This window comes from Ensifer sp. NM-2 (assembly GCF_003024455.1).
GTDB classification, from domain to species: Bacteria; Pseudomonadota; Alphaproteobacteria; order Rhizobiales; family Rhizobiaceae; genus Ensifer; species Ensifer canadensis.
The window spans coordinates 51958-68620 of record NZ_PVZR01000026.1; the positions used below are offsets into that span (position 1 = coordinate 51958).

At 62.6% G+C, this 16663-nt stretch carries 15 protein-coding genes; 7 read left to right on the forward strand and 8 right to left on the reverse strand.

What is annotated here, in order from left to right; all coding sequences use genetic code 11:
- Positions 1-178: 178 nt before the first annotated feature.
- The 3 genes from C6558_RS32950 to C6558_RS32960 all read left to right on the forward strand — a co-directional run bounded on the left by C6558_RS32950 (position 179) and on the right by C6558_RS32960 (position 3968).
- Positions 179-1369 (forward strand): glycine C-acetyltransferase, encoded by a 1191-nt coding sequence (locus C6558_RS32950; RefSeq protein ID WP_025431395.1) that lies wholly within the window; start codon positions 179-181, stop codon positions 1367-1369.
- A 124-nt stretch (positions 1370-1493) separates the two neighbouring features.
- The gene (gene tdh / locus C6558_RS32955) at positions 1494-2528 is read left to right on the forward strand and encodes an L-threonine 3-dehydrogenase (RefSeq protein ID WP_107028309.1); all 1035 of its coding nucleotides are present in this window, start codon (positions 1494-1496) and stop codon (positions 2526-2528) included.
- 117 nt (positions 2529-2645) lie between these two features.
- Positions 2646-3968 (forward strand): MATE family efflux transporter, encoded by a 1323-nt coding sequence (locus C6558_RS32960; RefSeq protein ID WP_082557416.1) that lies wholly within the window; start codon positions 2646-2648, stop codon positions 3966-3968.
- 211 nt (positions 3969-4179) lie between these two features.
- Here the strand turns inward: C6558_RS32960 and C6558_RS32965 are convergent, their stop codons facing one another.
- On the reverse strand, positions 4180-5775 hold the full coding sequence (locus C6558_RS32965) for a winged helix-turn-helix domain-containing protein (protein WP_057217413.1): 1596 nt from the start codon (positions 5773-5775) through the stop codon (positions 4180-4182).
- Positions 5776-6025: 250 nt separating this feature from the next.
- On the opposite strand from C6558_RS32965, the gene C6558_RS32970 reads away from it, so the two are divergent.
- From C6558_RS32970 to C6558_RS32985, 4 genes are all read left to right on the forward strand, one after another.
- On the forward strand, positions 6026-6778 hold the full coding sequence (locus C6558_RS32970) for an SDR family oxidoreductase (protein WP_107028310.1): 753 nt from the start codon (positions 6026-6028) through the stop codon (positions 6776-6778).
- A 76-nt stretch (positions 6779-6854) separates the two neighbouring features.
- Positions 6855-7268 (forward strand): cupin domain-containing protein, encoded by a 414-nt coding sequence (locus tag C6558_RS32975; protein WP_057217403.1) that lies wholly within the window; start codon positions 6855-6857, stop codon positions 7266-7268.
- 91 nt (positions 7269-7359) lie between these two features.
- Positions 7360-8457 carry an HlyD family secretion protein gene (locus C6558_RS32980; RefSeq protein ID WP_057217401.1) on the forward strand — a complete coding sequence of 366 codons (1098 nt, stop codon included), beginning with the start codon at positions 7360-7362 and terminating at the stop codon, positions 8455-8457.
- Positions 8454-10064 carry a DHA2 family efflux MFS transporter permease subunit gene (locus C6558_RS32985; RefSeq protein WP_107028311.1) on the forward strand — a complete coding sequence of 537 codons (1611 nt, stop codon included), beginning with the start codon at positions 8454-8456 and terminating at the stop codon, positions 10062-10064. Before C6558_RS32980 ends, C6558_RS32985 begins: the two co-directional genes overlap by 4 nt.
- A 191-nt stretch (positions 10065-10255) precedes the next feature.
- On the opposite strand, the gene doeB is transcribed toward C6558_RS32985, so the two are convergent.
- Genes doeB through ehuC form a run of 7 tightly spaced genes read right to left on the reverse strand, consistent with a single transcriptional unit; the run spans position 10256 to position 16586 of the window.
- Positions 10256-11266 carry a N(2)-acetyl-L-2,4-diaminobutanoate deacetylase DoeB gene (gene doeB / locus C6558_RS32990; protein WP_057207774.1) on the reverse strand — a complete coding sequence of 337 codons (1011 nt, stop codon included), beginning with the start codon at positions 11264-11266 and terminating at the stop codon, positions 10256-10258.
- A gap of 2 nt (positions 11267-11268) precedes the next feature.
- Entirely contained in the window at positions 11269-12450 is a 1182-nt protein-coding gene (gene doeA, locus C6558_RS32995; RefSeq protein WP_057217397.1) for an ectoine hydrolase DoeA, read from the reverse strand.
- 31 nt (positions 12451-12481) lie between these two features.
- Positions 12482-13474 (reverse strand): ectoine utilization protein EutC, encoded by a 993-nt coding sequence (gene eutC / locus C6558_RS33000; RefSeq protein ID WP_057217395.1) that lies wholly within the window; start codon positions 13472-13474, stop codon positions 12482-12484.
- Complete coding sequence (gene eutB, locus C6558_RS33005; protein WP_057217393.1) at positions 13471-14478, reverse strand: hydroxyectoine utilization dehydratase EutB; 1008 nt, start codon at positions 14476-14478, stop codon at positions 13471-13473. Before eutB ends, eutC begins: the two co-directional genes overlap by 4 nt.
- Positions 14479-14480: 2 nt before the next feature.
- Positions 14481-15260 carry an ectoine utilization protein EutA gene (gene eutA, locus C6558_RS33010; protein WP_107028312.1) on the reverse strand — a complete coding sequence of 260 codons (780 nt, stop codon included), beginning with the start codon at positions 15258-15260 and terminating at the stop codon, positions 14481-14483.
- Positions 15260-15922, reverse strand: a complete 663-nt coding sequence (gene ehuD / locus C6558_RS33015) for an ectoine/hydroxyectoine ABC transporter permease subunit EhuD (protein WP_057207769.1) — start codon at positions 15920-15922, stop codon at positions 15260-15262. The genes eutA and ehuD overlap by 1 nt, the downstream gene beginning before the upstream one ends.
- A 4-nt stretch (positions 15923-15926) precedes the next feature.
- Complete coding sequence (ehuC, locus tag C6558_RS33020; RefSeq protein ID WP_107028313.1) at positions 15927-16586, reverse strand: ectoine/hydroxyectoine ABC transporter permease subunit EhuC; 660 nt, start codon at positions 16584-16586, stop codon at positions 15927-15929.
- Positions 16587-16663 lie beyond the last annotated feature (77 nt).

Here is a 16663-nt window from a genome sequence, read left to right on the forward strand (position 1 = left end):
TTCAGTCCTGATTGCCCGCTTTCACGCGCTCGCGGCAGCCAGCCCGCCGATCGTGCGTGAAGGCCGGGCGATTGTGGCAAACGATCGGGCAACAGCCCGGTCCTCGTTGTTCAATATGGATTTCCCAGTGCTGCGACACGGAAGTGTGTCGCCGGCAAGAGTGAGGCTTTACCCCGCCATGACCAATGCTTTTCTTTCCCACCTCCGCTCAGAACTCGACGGCTTGAAATCATCAGGCCTTTACAAGTCCGAGCGGGTGATCGTCTCGAAACAGGCGGGCGAGATCGAGGTTGCCTCGGGCGAGCGGGTGCTGAACTTCTGTGCCAACAACTATCTCGGCCTGGCCGACAATGCGGAACTGACTGAGGCCGGCAAAAAGGCGCTCGACCGTTACGGCTACGGCATGGCCTCGGTGCGCTTTATCTGCGGCACGCAGGAAGAGCACAAGCAGTTGGAGGCGCGCATCTCCGCCTTCCTCGGCCTGGAAGACACGATCCTTTATTCCTCCTGTTTCGACGCCAATGGCGGCCTGTTCGAGACGCTGCTGGGCGAAGAGGACGCGATCATCTCCGACGCCTTGAACCACGCCTCGATCATCGACGGCGTGCGCCTCTCCAAGGCCAAGCGCTTCCGCTATGCCAACAACGACATGGCGGCGCTCGAGGAAGAGCTGAAGAAGGCCGAAGGCAGTCGCTTCAAGCTGATCGCCACCGACGGCGTGTTCTCGATGGACGGCATCATCGCCAATCTCGGGGGCGTCTGTGACCTCGCCGAGAAGTATGGCGCCATGGTCATGGTCGATGACAGCCATGCGGTCGGCTTCGTCGGCAGGAACGGTCGCGGCTCGGCCGAACATTGCGGTGTCGAGGGCCGCGTCGACATCATCACCGGCACGCTCGGCAAGGCGCTCGGCGGCGCCTCGGGCGGTTACACGTCGGCCAAGGCCGAGGTTGTCGACTGGCTGCGCCAGCGCTCGCGGCCCTATCTGTTTTCCAACACGCTGGCGCCGGTGATTGCCGCCGCCTCGCTCAAAGTGTTCGACCTGATCGACAACGGCGATGCGCTGCGGGCGCGGCTGTCGGACAATGCGGCGCTGTTTCGTGACCAGATGTCGAAGCTCGGCTTCACGCTGGCCGGCGAGGGCCATCCGATCATCCCGGTGATGCTCGGCGATGCCGCACTGGCGCAGGAGATGGCGGCGCGCATGCTCAAGAAGGGCGTCTACGTCATCGGCTTCTCCTTCCCGGTGGTGCCAAAGGGCCAGGCGCGCATCCGCACGCAGATGTCGGCCGCCCACAGCGAAAACGACGTGCGCCGGGCGATTGCCGCATTCGAAGAGGTCGGCCGCGAGCTCGGTGTGATCAAGTGAGTGTAGAGCTCTGCCCCTCACCCTAGCCCTCGGCATGTTCCTTCTCCCCGTCTCGCGGGGAGAAGGTGGCGGCAGCCGGATGAGGGGCGGCCCCAGGCGGGCAGTTGATTTTGGAGACAACCAAATGACGAAGATGATGAAGGCGCTGGTCAAGACGAAGCCGGCGGTCGGGCTCTGGATGGAACGTGTGCCGGTGCCGGAGGTCGGACCGAACGACGTGCTGATCAAGGTGAAGAAGTCGGCGATCTGCGGCACCGACGTGCATATCTGGAACTGGGACCAATGGGCCCAGAAAACCATTCCGGTGCCGATGGTCGTCGGCCATGAGTTCATGGGCGAGATCGCCGCGGTCGGCTCGGCCGTCACCAAATACCATGTCGGCGAGCGGGTCTCGGGCGAGGGCCATATCGTCTGCGGCAAGTGCCGCAATTGCCGCGCCGGCCGTGGCCATCTTTGCCGCAACACGCTCGGCGTCGGTGTCAACCGGCCGGGTTCGTTCGGCGAATTCGTCTGCCTGCCGGAATACAATGTCGTGCCGATCCCCGAAGACGTTCCCGACGAGATCGCCGCGATCTTCGATCCCTTCGGCAATGCGGTGCACACCGCACTGTCGTTCGATCTGGTCGGCGAGGATGTGCTGGTGACCGGCGCCGGGCCGATCGGCATTATGGGGGCACTGGTTGCCAAGCGCTCGGGCGCGCGCAAGGTGGTGATCACCGACATCAACCCGACGCGGCTGGAGCTTGCCCGCAAGGTCGGCATCGACCATGTCGTCGATGCGTCGAAGCAAAACCTCGCCGACGTGATGAAGGCGATCGGCATGACCGAGGGCTTCGATGTCGGGCTGGAAATGTCGGGGGCAGCACCCGCCTTCCGCGACATGATCGACAAGATGAACAATGGCGGCAAGATCGCCATTCTCGGCATTGCGCCGGCCGGATTCGAGATCGACTGGAACAAGGTGATCTTCAAGATGCTCAACCTCAAGGGCATCTATGGCCGCGAGATGTTCGAGACCTGGTACAAGATGATCGCCTTCGTCCAGGGCGGGCTCGACCTGTCACCGGTCATCACCCACCGCATCGGCATCGACGAGTTCCGCGACGGCTTCGAGGCCATGCGCTCCGGCAACTCCGGCAAGGTCGTCATGGACTGGTAAGCGGGACAACGTTTTGCAGACAGTATCGACGTAAACAGGCCAACCAGCCGGGGTGATAGAGATGTTTAGGCAAACTGGTGCGGCCGTGTGGATACTTCCGCCAAGGTCGAATGCGCGATGAACATTTCGCCACCTGTGGAGCTGCAGGAAAACTGGAACCGCCGGATGGTCACGCTGGCGTTTCCGATCATCCTGGCCAATCTCGCGCAGCCGGTGTTGTCGCTGGTCGACACGATGGTGGCGGGGCATCTTCCCGGTCCCTGGTATCTCGGCGGGGTGGCGCTCAGCGGCGTTCTGTTCAATTTCCTGTTCTGGAGCTTCAGCTTTCTGCGGATGGCGACAACAGGGCTGGTCGCTCAGGCTTCGGGGGCCGACGACAGCGCACTCATACGCAAGCATCTACTCAGGGCGCTTCTCATTGCCGCTGCCGGTGGCACGATCATCATAGTGCTGCAGAAGCCGATCATCGAAATCGGGCTTGCGCTCCTTGGTGGCAGCGAAGCGGTCTACGAGAGCGCCGTGGCTTACGCTTCGGCGCGAATCTGGTCGGCCCCCGCGGCTCTCGGGAATTTCGTCCTGCTCGGCTACCTGCTGGGTCGCCAGCGGGTGATGATTTCGCTTGCGTTGCAGGTAGCGCTCAATGTGCTCAACCTAGCCGCGACCGTGACCTTGGTCTTCGTGTTCGACTGGGGGGTCGCAGGCATCGGCGCTGGCACCGCCATGGCCGAATGGGCTGCCTTCATTGCCGGTTTGTTGATCGTCCGACCGTTCAGTGCGGGGCAACCGCTGGACTTGCGCGACCTCCTTGATGGTGCCGCCTTTCGAAGCTTGATTGCAGTCAACCGCGACATATTCTTGCGCAGCCTCTTCCTGCTGGTGTGCTTCGGCTGGTTTGCGCGAAGCGGCGCTGCAGAAGGCGACGCGATCCTGGCGGCCAACGCCGTGCTCTTGAACCTCCATGGCATCACCTCCTATGGCCTCGATGGTTTTGCCCATGCGACCGAGACCCTTGTCGGATCAGTCATCGGTGCACGCCGCAAACAGGCCCTTCGACGTGTGATCCAGGCGGCCTTCCTGTGGTCCGGCCTGGTGGCGCTGCTGTTTTCGCTGTGTTATGCGATGGCCGGTCCGACGATCATTTCCCTGTTGACCAACCAGGAGGAAGTTCGCGCCGCGGCCGTCCACTTTCTTCCCTACGTCGTCGTGTTGCCGCTGATCTCGGTGACGAGTTACATGCTCGATGGTGTGTTCATTGGCGCAATACGCACCCGGGAACTGCGCAACAGCATGTTTATCTCGACGACGGTCTTCCTCGCGACGGCATACATTCTCCAGCAAGTCTGGGGCAATCACGGGCTCTGGCTCGGGATGATGGTGTTGATGCTGGCGCGCGCGGCGACATTGGGCCTCAAACTGAAGCGTATTTTTGCGCAGCTGTGATCTGGGCGCGTTGACGAAAGGCGCCCTCGGGCCTTCGCCATCGCCTGCTTCGCGTTGCCACTGGGCGATACCGGGCTGTCTTCTGGTTTGACCCTGTCGAGTAGCCTTTAGAGTGCTCGGTTGAGCAGGGAAAAGAGGACTGGCTCGTTGACGGCGGCCAGTCTGTCCCGGCGAGGGCGGTGGCGTCGTCATCCAGTTCAAGCTGGTGGGCTCATTCCGGCAACCCAGACAGGCGCAGACCATCGGCAAACCGCGCATAATCTTCCGGGCGATGGATCGGAAGCCAGTCCTTGAGATTGGCGATGCGCAAGGATGGATCAAGCGCGCGCAGGCGCCGCATGGCCTGTCGCGCTTCTACGAGCCGCCCCGCGAGCGCGTGGCTCGACGCCAGAAGGGCGACCGCGACGAGGAGGCTGGGCAGGTTTCCCAGCGCCTTTTCCGCCCAAGACGAGGCGGAATCAAAGCGCCCGTCGAAGAAATGCGCGAGCGAAGTGGCGGCCTCCATTCGAAACATTTCCGGATCTAATGGGCTCAAACGAACGGCATGCGCGAGATCCTCGATGGCGTTTTCCGTTTCGCCACGGAAGACACGCAGAGCCCCGCCGAGGAACCAGGCGGGGGCGAAGTTCGGATTGAGTAGCCGTGCCCTGTCGATGAGCGCAATGCCGCCGTCGACGTCGCCGGTGAGATGCCCGAGCGCGTGGCCAGCTCTCGTCAGCGCCACCGCATCATCGCGACCCAGCTCCACCGCCAGCCGCGCCAGCCGCACGCCTTCGGCGATCTCGTGGTTCCGGTCAACCATCCAGCCGTTCAGCTTGCGCCAGAAATGGCACCAGGCCGCCCCCCCATAGGCCGATGAAAAGTCGGGGTCGAGCTCGATCGCCTTGTAGAAAAGGGCCAACGCTGCCTCGATCGCTTCGCGGGTTCCGATGTGCAGTTTCGCCATGCCGCGCAGGTAATAGTCGTAGGCGTCAAGGCTTTCCGTCGGCTTGCGTTTGGCGCGCTCGATTTCCACGCGCTCGAGTTGCGGTGAGATCGCGCCGACGACACTGGCCGAAATCTGATCCTGAAGGTCGAAGATGTTGTCGAGCGCGCCCTCGAAGCGCTCTGCCCAGAGATGCGCCCCGGTCGTGGCGTCGATCAACTGGCCGGTGATGCGCACCTGGTTGCCCGCCTTGCGCAGGCTGCCTTCCAGCACGTAGCGCACGCCCAGTTCCCGGCCGACTTCCTTCACGTCCACCGCCCGGCCCTTGTAGGTAAAGCTGGAATTGCGCGCGATGACGAACAGCCAGCGAATGCGCGACAGTGCCGTGATGATGTCCTCGACCACTCCGTCGGCGAAATACTCCTGCTCCGGATCGCCGCTCAGGTGCTGGAACGGCAGGACTGTAATGGAGGGCTTGTCGGGAAGGACGAGCGCGGACGGCTGCCCCTGCAATTTTCCGGAGGCCTGTTCATTGGCGCCACGCCCGCCGGGCTGTGGCGTGTCTCCGATTTCATCGACCTCAACTTCGCCGACGAAGCGGAAACCCTTGCGCGCAATCGTGCGAACCAGGTGCTGCTCCTCGCCACTGTCGCCGATGGCCTTGCGAACGGCGTTGATGTGGCTGGTGATTGTCGATTCCGAGACCACCCGGCCGCTCCACACCGCCTCCAGCAGGTCGTCCTTGCTGACGACACGGTGACGGTTTGCCACCAGGTGCTGCAGAAGATCGAACACCTGCGGTCCGACGGCCACGACTTGCCCACGCAAGGTCAGTTCCCTGCGCTCCTGATCCAGCACGTAGTCTCCGAAGATGAACTGCAAGGCCGGCATCCCTGACCGAGCGCCACCGGCTTACGGCCGAGGCAACTGACGAATGGTATCTGACATCGATAGCGAACGCCTGGCCCGCCGACGCGTCCGCAGGGCATCGATCAGGCAGGCGTCTTGGACATATATTCAAGCATGCCTCAATGGCAATTCAAGCATGCCTCAAGGACTTCCCACATACCCGCAGGTACTCTCCATTCGTACAGACGGCAATGGTTGCGGTCGGGAAAAGCGGAGAAAACCCATGAAGATCGTCGTCATCGGAGGCACGGGCCTCATCGGATCGAAACTTGTGAAGAACCTGCGCGAGCGCGGCCATGACGTGCTACCCGCCGCCCCCAACACGGGCGTGAACACCATCACCCGCGAGGGGCTAGCGGGAGCGATGGACGGCGCCGAGATCGTCGTCGACGTGGCAAATGCGCCGGTCTGGGAAGACAAGGCCGTTCTCGAGTTTTTCGAGACCTCTGGTCGTAACCTGTTGGCCGCCGAAGCCGCTGCCGGCGTTCGCCATCACGTTGCCCTGTCGATCGTCGGCAGCGAACGCCTTCCGGACAACGGCTACTTCCGGGCAAAGATCGCGCAGGAAAATCTGATCAAGGCGTCCGGCATTCCCTACACCATCCTACGCGCCACGCAGTTCTTCGAGTTTGTCGGCGGCATTGCGCAATCGGCCGACGTCGACGGCGAGATTCGCCTGTCGCCGGCGCTGTTCCAGCCGATTGCGTCCGACGACGTGGCGGCGGCGCTCACCGATGTCGCACTCGCACCGCCGATCAACGGCACGGTCGAAGTCGCCGGCCCCGAGGCCGTTCCGCTCGATGAACTGGTGAGGCGCTTCCTCAAGGCAAAGCATGACACGCGCAAGGTCGTGCCGGACGTTCACGCACGCTACTTCGGTGCGGTGCTTAACGATCAGTCGCTGACACCAGGCGACAAACCGCGCCTCGGCACCATCCACTTCGAGGATTGGCTTGGCCAGCAACCCGCACATTGAGGCTGGCGCAGACGCCAAAAACGCTCGTCCGGGACCCGGCGCGGTGTCCCACGAGACACCCATTAGGAGAACGACAATGCTGACACGGTTTCTCCATGCCTTTGCCCTGGCAACACTCTCGATCACCCCGGTCTCAGCCGCCGACCGACCCGAGGGCAAGGTGACGATCGTATTCGACCATGTCCTTCCGAACGTTCCAGGCAAGAGCATGAAGGGCGTGCTCGTCGAGTACGGGCCGGGCGGCGCTTCGCCCGGCCATACGCATCCGGACTCGGCCTTCATCTACGCAACTGTGCTCGAAGGCGCGATCCGCAGCAGCGTCAACGGTGCGCCGGAACGGGTCTACGCGGCCGGCGAGAACTTCTATGAAGATCCCGGTGCTCGTCACGGCGTCAGTGCAAACGCCAGCGACACGAAGCCGGCGCGATTGCTCGCCGTGTTCATCGTCAACACCGGTGAAAAGGAATTGACCACGCCCATCGGCGAATGACGCATCGAACGCGTTTTCCACGCGGGCAGCCTTTGACAACTCCGTCGAAAGGCTGCCTCGCGGCCACCTAACCCCAACAGGAACTGAGAAAATGGATCCGCTCGAGGACAAAGCCGCCACCGTCGTGGGCGAGGGCGCAACGATCCGTGGCGCAGCAAAACAAGGCAACAAGAAAAAGGTCGTCGGCCTGCTTCTGTGCCTCGGCGCAGTGATCGCCGTGGCCGGCGGATGGGCCTGGGCTCGTCCGAGCGGCGAGGCGTCGACCGACAACGCCTATGTGCGCGGCGATGTGACCTCGCTTGCCGCAAAAGTCGGGGGCTACGTCACGGCGGTGGAGGTTGATGACAACGAAACCGTAAGCGCAGGGCAGGTGCTGTTCCGGATCGATGATCGGGACTACAGGGCGCGCCTTGCGCAAGCGGTCGCCAATATGGAAGCCGCCGAAGCTCGCCTCACCAATGTCGACGCGGAGACCGAACTTCAGCACGCACTCATTCGACAGGCCGAAGCACAGAAACGTTCGGCTGTCGCCGAGATGGATCTGGCGACCAAGGCCTATGGCCGCCGCCGTGAGCTTATCCGCAGCAACACAATCAGCCAGGCTCATGTCGATGAAAGCGATACCGCGCGATCAAGAGCGGAGGCGGGCGTGGCGGCTGCATCCGCCACAGTCGAGGCTCAGCAGCAACGCATAACGGTCTTTGCCGCTCAGCGCGAGGCGGCCGTTGCCGCCGTGGCCCAGGCACAGGCCGCTCGTGATCTCGCCCAGATCGATCTCGAAAGCACCGTGGTTCGCGCGCCTGTTGCCGGCGTTATCGGCAACCGCCAGGTTCGTATCGGAAGACTTGTCGCGCCGGGTAACGCTTTGCTCGATATCGTACCGGTCGCCGGGGTGTGGGTGGTGGCGAACTTCAAGGAAACCCAGCTCGAACATATCAGGTCCGGCCAGCGCGTACGCATTCGCATCGACGGTTATCCGAACGATGCGCTTGTGGGCGTGGTTGACAGTTTTGCACCTGGCAGTGGGGCTGCCTTCAGCTTGCTCCCCACCGACAATGCGACAGGCAACTTCGTTCGTGTCGTACAACGCGTTCCGGTGAAGATCCGGCTTGCCGGCAATCCGCTGCTTGGCCGTCTGGTTCCCGGCCTTTCCGCACGAGTCGCGATCGATCTGGGGAGCGGATCATGACAATGGCCGTCACCGCGATCCCGGAGCGTGAGAGATCGGCGACAGGCGCGCTTCTGGTCACTGGCATTGTGCTTGCCGCCCTGACGGAGGCGATCGCCAGCACCGTCCTGTCGCTCGGGCGTAGTGATATCATCGGCGACACCTATGCAACGCCAGACGAGTTCGCCTGGCTGGATGTCGGATACACCAGTTTCAAGCTCATCGGCTTCATGACGGCCCCCTGGCTGCTCAGCCGCATCCATCCCTTGCGCCTGATTATTGCCTCGACCCTTGCCATGGGCTTGGCGTGCGCCATTGCCGCCATGGCCACTCGCCTGGACTTGCTGGTCGTCCTTCGAGTAATTCAGGGCTTCTCCGGCGGCACCCTGTTGGTCGGCGGTCAGGCGATTATTTTCCTCGCCTATCCCAGAACTCGTCAACCAATCCTGCAAGCGTTGTTCGCCATGGGGGCCGTTGTCGCGCCAGCGACGATCGCCCCGGCGCTTCAGGGATGGTTGCTCGACAGCCAATCCTGGACATGGATCTTCTTCAGCGTCGTTCCGGTGTCGCTGGCGGCTGCCGGGCTTCTGCTGATCGCAGACGTGCCAATGCCGGCAAAAGCGGCGCATCGCCCGTTTGACTGGATCGGTTTTACATTGATGTCCGGCGCGCTCTTTTCGCTCATGTATGTCCTCAGCCAGGGAAGTCGATGGGATTGGTTCGAGGAGCCTCGGATCCTGTGGCTAACGGTGATTGGCATGGCCACGTTGCTGGCGTTTCTTGGCCAACAGGTGCTGGCAAAGGGGCAGGGTCTGCTCGATTTTACCCTGTTCTGGTCGGAGGATTTCAGCTTCGCCTTCATCGTCAGCTTCGTTGCCGGCGCCGCACTTTTCGGCAGCGCCTTCCTCATTCCCTCATTCGCCGTGTCCGTTCTCGCATTCACGCCCACCGACGCTGGGCAGCTCTTGTTGCCGAGCGGTGCACTTTTCATCGGTGCGCTCCTGCTGGCTGCCTTTCTGATGCAGGCCCGCCACCTTCCTCCGTTTGCCACCGTGCCCTTCGGCATCCTGATGATCATGGTCGCCATGTGGATGCTGTCCGGTTCGACCAGTGAGAGTGGCGCGGACGACATGATGGCAGCGGTCCTGTTGCGCGGTCTAGGTCTCGGTTTCCTGTTTCTATCGATCACCCTGATTGCGTTCAGTAATCTCAACAGCCGCAATCTTGCCTCCGGGATCGGCCTCTTCAATACCGGTCGCCAGCTCGGTGGGCTGATCGGAGTCGCAGGGCTGCAGACATTGATCGACCATAACGTTGCCGCCAATGTCGCCGTGCTTGCCGCCGACGTGACCGGAGGGGAGATCGCGGTGCTCGAACGGCTGAAGATCACGACAGCCATGCTGATGGCGAAAGGGATGGAAGGAGCTGCCGCTAGCCGGGCAGCGACGAGCCTTCTGGGCCGGGCGGTCACAAGTCAATCGACGGTGATTGCCTTCGACACTGCCTTCAACGCCGTCGCACTGCTTTTTCTGGTTGCCGCCCCAATTTTGGTCGCCATCAAGATCGGATTGGCAAAATATGCAAAGGCACGCGTTCGGCAATCGCAAGGCGAAGAAGTCGAATTGTAAGAGCTTCGCCAGTAACCCCGCGGCCCGGTCCATGCTTCGCAAAGGCACACGCGGACCAGATGGCGCATCTTGCTTCGGCGGACTGAGCGGCGCCGAAGGGCTGCATTTGCGACACATCCCTTCAGCAGTGACGACCCGCCCGATCACTTGCATATGACGCCGGTTCAACGCGTGCGGTAGAACGGGTCGAACTAGACGGCAACCGCAACGACCGCGACGCAGTCTCCTGCCTTGACGAGGCCAGGGAAATGCCGGGCGCACAGGATGCCATCCATCTTCGTGCAGACGTCGGAAGGCAGGGCGCCGGTTTTGCCGATCGGGTGGATGCGGGCGACGACCTGACCGGCAACGACGCTGTCCCCCATGTCGACCAGAGGTTCGATCAGGCCGGCGTCCTCGGCAAAGGAAAAGCAATTTCCATCCGGCATATCCAGCCATTGCGTCCGGCCGGCAGCCGACCTGTCCCCACCCTTCAGGATGCCGGCCCTGCGCAAGACGTTGGCGACACCTTGTTTGGCGATGCCTGCGCTTTTCGCGGTCGCCGTACCTCCGCCCCCAAGTTCCGTCGTGATAAAGACTTTGCCCATCTCCTCCGCCGCGGTGTCGTACATGCCGACCGCGTCGATCTCGAGCATCTTCATCGAGTAGGGCGCGCAAAATGCGTCCACGAGTTCAAACGATCGTGCCTCCTGCTCTTTGTCCGACAGGAGGTGCGCCGCGCAGAACGGCAGGAAATCCAGCGTCTTTCCGCCGGAATGAAAATCGAGGACGATATCGGCGAGCGGCAGCAGTTCGCGCTGGAAGTAATCGGCGATCTTCTCCGTCACCGTGCCGTCGGGCCTTCCGGGAAAGCTGCGGTTCATGTTGCCCTTATCGATCGGCGATGTGCGCGTCCCCGATACGAAGGCGGGATAGTTCATGGCCGGCAGAATGATGACCCGGCCGGCCACATCTTCAGCCTTCAGCGTGCGCGCAAGGTCGAACAGGGCGATCGGTCCCTCATACTCGTCGCCGTGATTGCCACCCGTCAGAAGCGCCGTCGGCCCTTCTCCGTTTTTTACGACGGTGACGGGGATCATCACCGAGCCCCAGGCGGAATCATCGCGGCTATAGGGCAGCCGCAGGAACCCGTGCTGGACGCCGTCCATCGAGAAATCGACGGTCGGCGAGATCGCAGGCGGGCGCAGCTCTGAAACCGTCATGATCAGTCCTTCACGAAAAGCTTGCGCGGCACATTGGCGAGGCATTCGACCCCCGTCTCGGTGATCAGGATGCTTTCTGTGGTCTCAAAACCCATGTCCTCGAGCCACAGGCCGGTCATGAAGTGGAAGGTCATGCCAGGCTTCAGTTCGGTCCTATCGCCGGGACGCAAGCTCATGGTGCGCTCGCCCCAATCCGGCGGATAGGACATACCGATCGAGTAGCCGGTACGGTTGTCCTTGACGATGCCGTACTTCTTCAGAACTGCGAAGAACGCCTTGGCGATATCCTCGCAGGTGTTGCCCGGCTTAGCCTGGGCAAGTCCGGCCTCCATGCCTTCCAGTGTCGCCTTTTCTGCGTCGATGAACGCAGGCGTCGGCTTGCCGAGGAAGACGGTACGCGAAAGCGGCAGGTGGTAGCGATTGTAGCAACCGGCAATTTCGAAGAACGTGCCTTCGCCCGACTTCATCGGACGGTCGTCCCAGGTCAGATGCGGTGCCGATGCCTCCACGCCTGAGGGAAGCAGAGGGACGATGGCGGGATAGTCGCCGCCGATGCCGTCGACGCCGCGCGTGCCGGCATCGTAGATCTCGGCGACAAGGTCGCATTTGCGCATGCCGACCTCGATCTTGTCGAAAATGCGCTGATGCATGCCTTCAACGATACGGGCAGCGTTGCGCATATAGCCGATTTCGGTTGGGCTCTTCACCGCGCGCTGCCAGTTGACCAGCGCCGTCGTATCGACGAAGCGGGCATTGGGCAGATGCTTCTGCAAGGCCGCATAGGCGGCCGCCGAGAACCAATAGTTGTCCATCTCGACACCGATCCGCAGCTTGTCGAGACCGCGCTCGATAAGCTTTGCAGCGAGATAATCCATCGGATGGCGCTCCGTGGACTGCACATAGTGATCAGGGTAGCCGATGATGTTCTTATGGCTCAGATAGGCCGTCAGCTTGGCGCCATTGGCATCCTGCCCGCGCCCGTACCAGATCGGCTCGCCGGTCGGCGGCACCACCACCGCCTGATGCACGTAGAACGACCATCCGTCATAGCCGGTGAGCCAGGCCATATTGGTCGGATCGCTGACAATGAGCAGGTCGACGCCCTTTTCCTCCATGGCCTTGCGCGTCTTTTTCAATCGCGCCTCATACTCCCCAAGGGAAAATTTGAGATTGGGTTGGGTCATGTCTCTCCCTCATTCTCCGGCCGTGCCGGTCTCAACTTTCAAATGTCGTGCCCTTGCCGCGCTCCTGCGCGCGGGCGAAGGCAAGCGTGGCAATGGCGGTGTCCTGGATCCCGGTGCCGGTCAGGTCGACGATCGTGATCTGGTTCGCATCGGTGCGTCCCTGCCGCTGGCCGGCGATGATTTGGCCGAGCTCGGCAAAGTCGGCGTCGGCGGCAATGGAGCCGGCCTTTATGGCGTGGTGCAGCTCGCCGAGACGCCGCGTCTGCTTCAGACTATCGGCGACATAGAGCGAGGCTTGGGCGATTGCTGCGGGTTCGATCTCGTTCTTGTGCTCGGCGTCGGAACCCATCGCGGTCAGATGTTGGCCGGGCTGCAGCCAGGCAGCTTGGAGGATCGGTGTTTCCGCCGGCGTCGTGGTGACGATCACATGCGCGCCATCCACCGCTCGCTGCGCATCGCGTTCAGCGCGCACCGGAAATCCGAACTTCGCCGTCAGCGACCGCGCCGCAGCCTCTGCCTTTTCGGGATCGCGGGCCCAGATCCGCGCTTCCCGGATCGGCCGCACCAGGCAAAGCGCTTCGAGCTGCAGCGTTGCCTGCATGCCGGCACCGAAAATAGCGGCCACCGAGGCGTCCGGTCGCGAGACGTGCCTGGCAGCAACCGCGCCCGCCGCCGCCGTGCGCACGTCGGTTAAATAGCCATTGTCGAGGAGCAGCGCCTGCACGACACCTGTTGTGGCCGACAGCAACACCATCAGGCCGTTGGTGCTCGGCAGTCCGAGCTTGGGATTGTCGAAGAAGCCGGGACTGATCTTGATCGCGAACCCGTCTAGACCGGGGACATAGGCGGTCTTGACGTCGACTTCGCCCCGGTGTTCGGGGATATCGAGGCGCAGGATCGGCGGCATCACCACAGCTTTCGTGGCGAGCGCGTGAAAGGCATTCTCGACGCAATCGACGGCCGCAAGGTCCAGCGGCACGAGCGCCCTCAGGTCGGCCTCGGTCAAAATGGTCATGCGTGTCATGCCGCGTTCTCCCGCAACAGATCCGTCTCGCCATTCACCACGCGCCGGTGCAGCCCCATGTCGACGTTTCGGCCGGAGAGGATCAGCGCAAGCGGGCGGCCGTGCGTGTCGATCTTGCCGGCAAGCAGTGCCGCAATACCGACCGCACCTGCGCCTTCGACGATCTCGCGCTCCTGTGCGTAGGCGTGCCGCATGCCAGCGGCGATCTCCGCTTCCGAGAGCAACACGATGTCATCGAGCAGCGCGCGGCACATGGCAAAGGTGACGCGATTGGCAAGGCCGATACCGCCGCCAAGCGAGTCGGCAAGACTTGGGACTTCGGGAACCTCGACGGGGCGACCCGCATCGAGGCTCGCCCTCATCGCCGCGCCACGTTCCATGGTGATGCCGATCACGCGAACCCCCGGCCGGCGCGTCTTGACCGCCAGCGCCACGCCCGAGGCCAGGCCGCCGCCGGAAAGCGGAACGAGCACGGTTCCGACCTCCGGCATGCTGTCGACGATTTCGAGACCGAGCGTGCCCTGGCCGGCAACAACAGCCGGATTGTCGAACGGCGGCACCATCACGAGCCCGTCCTGCTCGACGAGCCTATCGACTTCGCGCTGGGCATCGTCCTGCGAGGCACCGGTGATATGGACCCTGGCGCCAAGACGACGAATTTCAGCGACCTTGTTGTCGGGAACGAGGTGCGACATGCAGATCGCCGCAATCGTGCCTTCGGCCTTTGCGGCATGGGCGAGAGCCCGGCCGTGATTGCCGGTGGAGGCGGCAACGACGCCGCGCTTGCGCTCGTCAGGCGACATGGACAGCAAGGCGTTGCAGGCGCCGCGCAATTTGAAGCTGCCGGTGGTCTGGTGATGTTCCAGCTTGAGCCCGACAGGCACACCCGACAACTCGGACAGGGATGGCGAGAGAACCAAAGGCGTTCTCAGCACATGCGCCGAAATCCGGCGGGCGGCCGCTTCAATGTCGCCATAGGCCACGGGCAGGGGAGATCCGGACATGCTCAAACTCCCGCCATCGGCAGCGTCATCAGGCGGCCGAGCTGAGGACGGTGCTCGTCATCGCCGCAAAGGCGCAGGCACGCCCAGGCGGTTGCAAGATTGCTGGTGACAACGGGCTTGCCGATCGCATCCTCGATCCGGGCAGCGACAGAGGCGGCGCGGACCGCCGTGCAGGAAATGAAGAGCGCGTCAGAGCCAGGCGCCATTGCCTCCCTGGCAAAGGCGATGATTTCGTCGGTACCGATACGCGCCATTTCGCGATCATCCGTCAGGCCAAGGCAGGTAAACCGATCGATCGTAAATCCGCTTTCGGCAAAATAATCCGCCATCGGCCGGCTGGTCTCGAGGGTATAGGGGGTCAGCACGGAAATGCGGCGGGCACCGAGGGCATGGAGGCCTTTGACCGCCGCCGCCGTCGGGGTGACGACCGGCACGTTGGGCTTTGATGCATGGATTGCCGCCGTGACCTGCTCGTCGCCGATGACCACCGAGGCCGAGGTGCAGGAATACATGATAACGTCGAGCTGTTCGTCGGGCAGGATCAGGCCGGCGGCCGTCGTCAGCGACGGCTGCATCGCGCGCAGGTTTTCAGGCGTGACCGGATTGGCATAATGGATGCGCGCGACATAGATGCCGATACGATCGCTTGCGACCATGCGCTGGAAGTCCGGCTCGGTCGTGTGGTCGGTGGCGAGGATAATCAGTCCGACGCGTTTTTCGAGCGGGCGCTCGTCAAGCTTCGCAGCACGAGAAGCAAGGGAAAGAGACAGCGTTTTTTCCATCAACGTTCCTCCACGCGACTGTAGCGTTCTTCCAGCCACCTGAGGAAGACGACCGAGATGAGGCTCATGACCAGGAAGAACACGCCGACAAGCGTCATCGGTTCGATGTAGCGATAGTTGCTGTTGGCGATGCTTTTCGCCTGGTTCATCAGTTCCAGTACGGTGATGGCCGATAACAACGGTGTCTCCTTGAACATGGCAATCAGATAGTTCGCCAGCGCCGGGATCATGGGCGGTATCGCCTGCGGCAGGATCACGTGCAGCCAGGTCTGGCGCAGCGTCAGATTGGTGGCGCGCGCCGCCTCCCATTGCCCGCGCGGCACGTTCTCGATGCCGGCGCGATAGACTTCAGCCGTGTAGGTGCCGTAATGGATTCCAAGCCCGATGACGCCGGCGACAAGCGCAGGCAGGCTGATGCCTATGTCAGGCAGGACGTAGAAGATGAAGTAGAGCTGGACAAGCAGCGGCGTGCCGCGAATGAACTCGAGGATGAAGCCGACCACTCGGGCAATCGGTTTCGGGGCCGAGAGCCTGAGGATCGCAAAGACGAGGCCGACGACGGCGGCGACTGCTGCCCCCAGAACCGTGGCCAGGATCGTGATCTTCAGGCCTTCGAGCAGGGTCGGCATGATCTGCCAGACGAAATTCCAATCCCATTCCATCAGATCATGCCCTCATGCCATCAAGGCCGCGCGTCATGCGCCGTTCAAGCCACCGCATGCTGCGCGAAATGACCCAGGACATCAGGAAATAGAGAACGAGGATCACCGTGAACGGGATCAGCGTATTGCCGGTCTGGGCACGCACGACCTGTGCCTGAAACGTCATGTCTGTCAGAGAGATCAGTGAGACGACGGCCGTGCCCTTCAACAGTTCGATGGCGTTGTTGCAGAAGGTTGGCAACATCAGCGGCAAGGCCTGGGGCAGGATGATATGGCGCATGGCCTGAGAGCGGGTCAGGTTGAGCGCGATGCAGGCTTCGCGCTGCTCCCGCCCGATCGCCTTCACCGCACCGCGCACCACCTCGGCACCATAGGCACCGACATTGAGGCCGAGCGCCAGGACGCCCGCCTGCAGCGGCGTCAGCGTGATGCCTGCGAAAGGCAGCACGAAGTAGACCCAGAAGAGCTGCACGAAAATCGACGTGCCGCGGAAGAACTCGATATAGGTCGTCGCCAGCGCCCGCACCGCCATGAAGCGGCTGACGCGCGCAAGCCCTGCCACGAAGGCCATGACGACGGCGAGCGCCGAGCCAAGCAGCGTCAGCTGCAGCGTCACCAGGGCGCCCTGCAATATCAGCCCTATGTAGCCGGACCAGTCGATCATCGTTGTTCACATTCCAGTCGTCGTCGGGAGCGATCGAGACCGGCTCCCGTCGTCGCAAGCGCGAAGAGGGGAGCCGG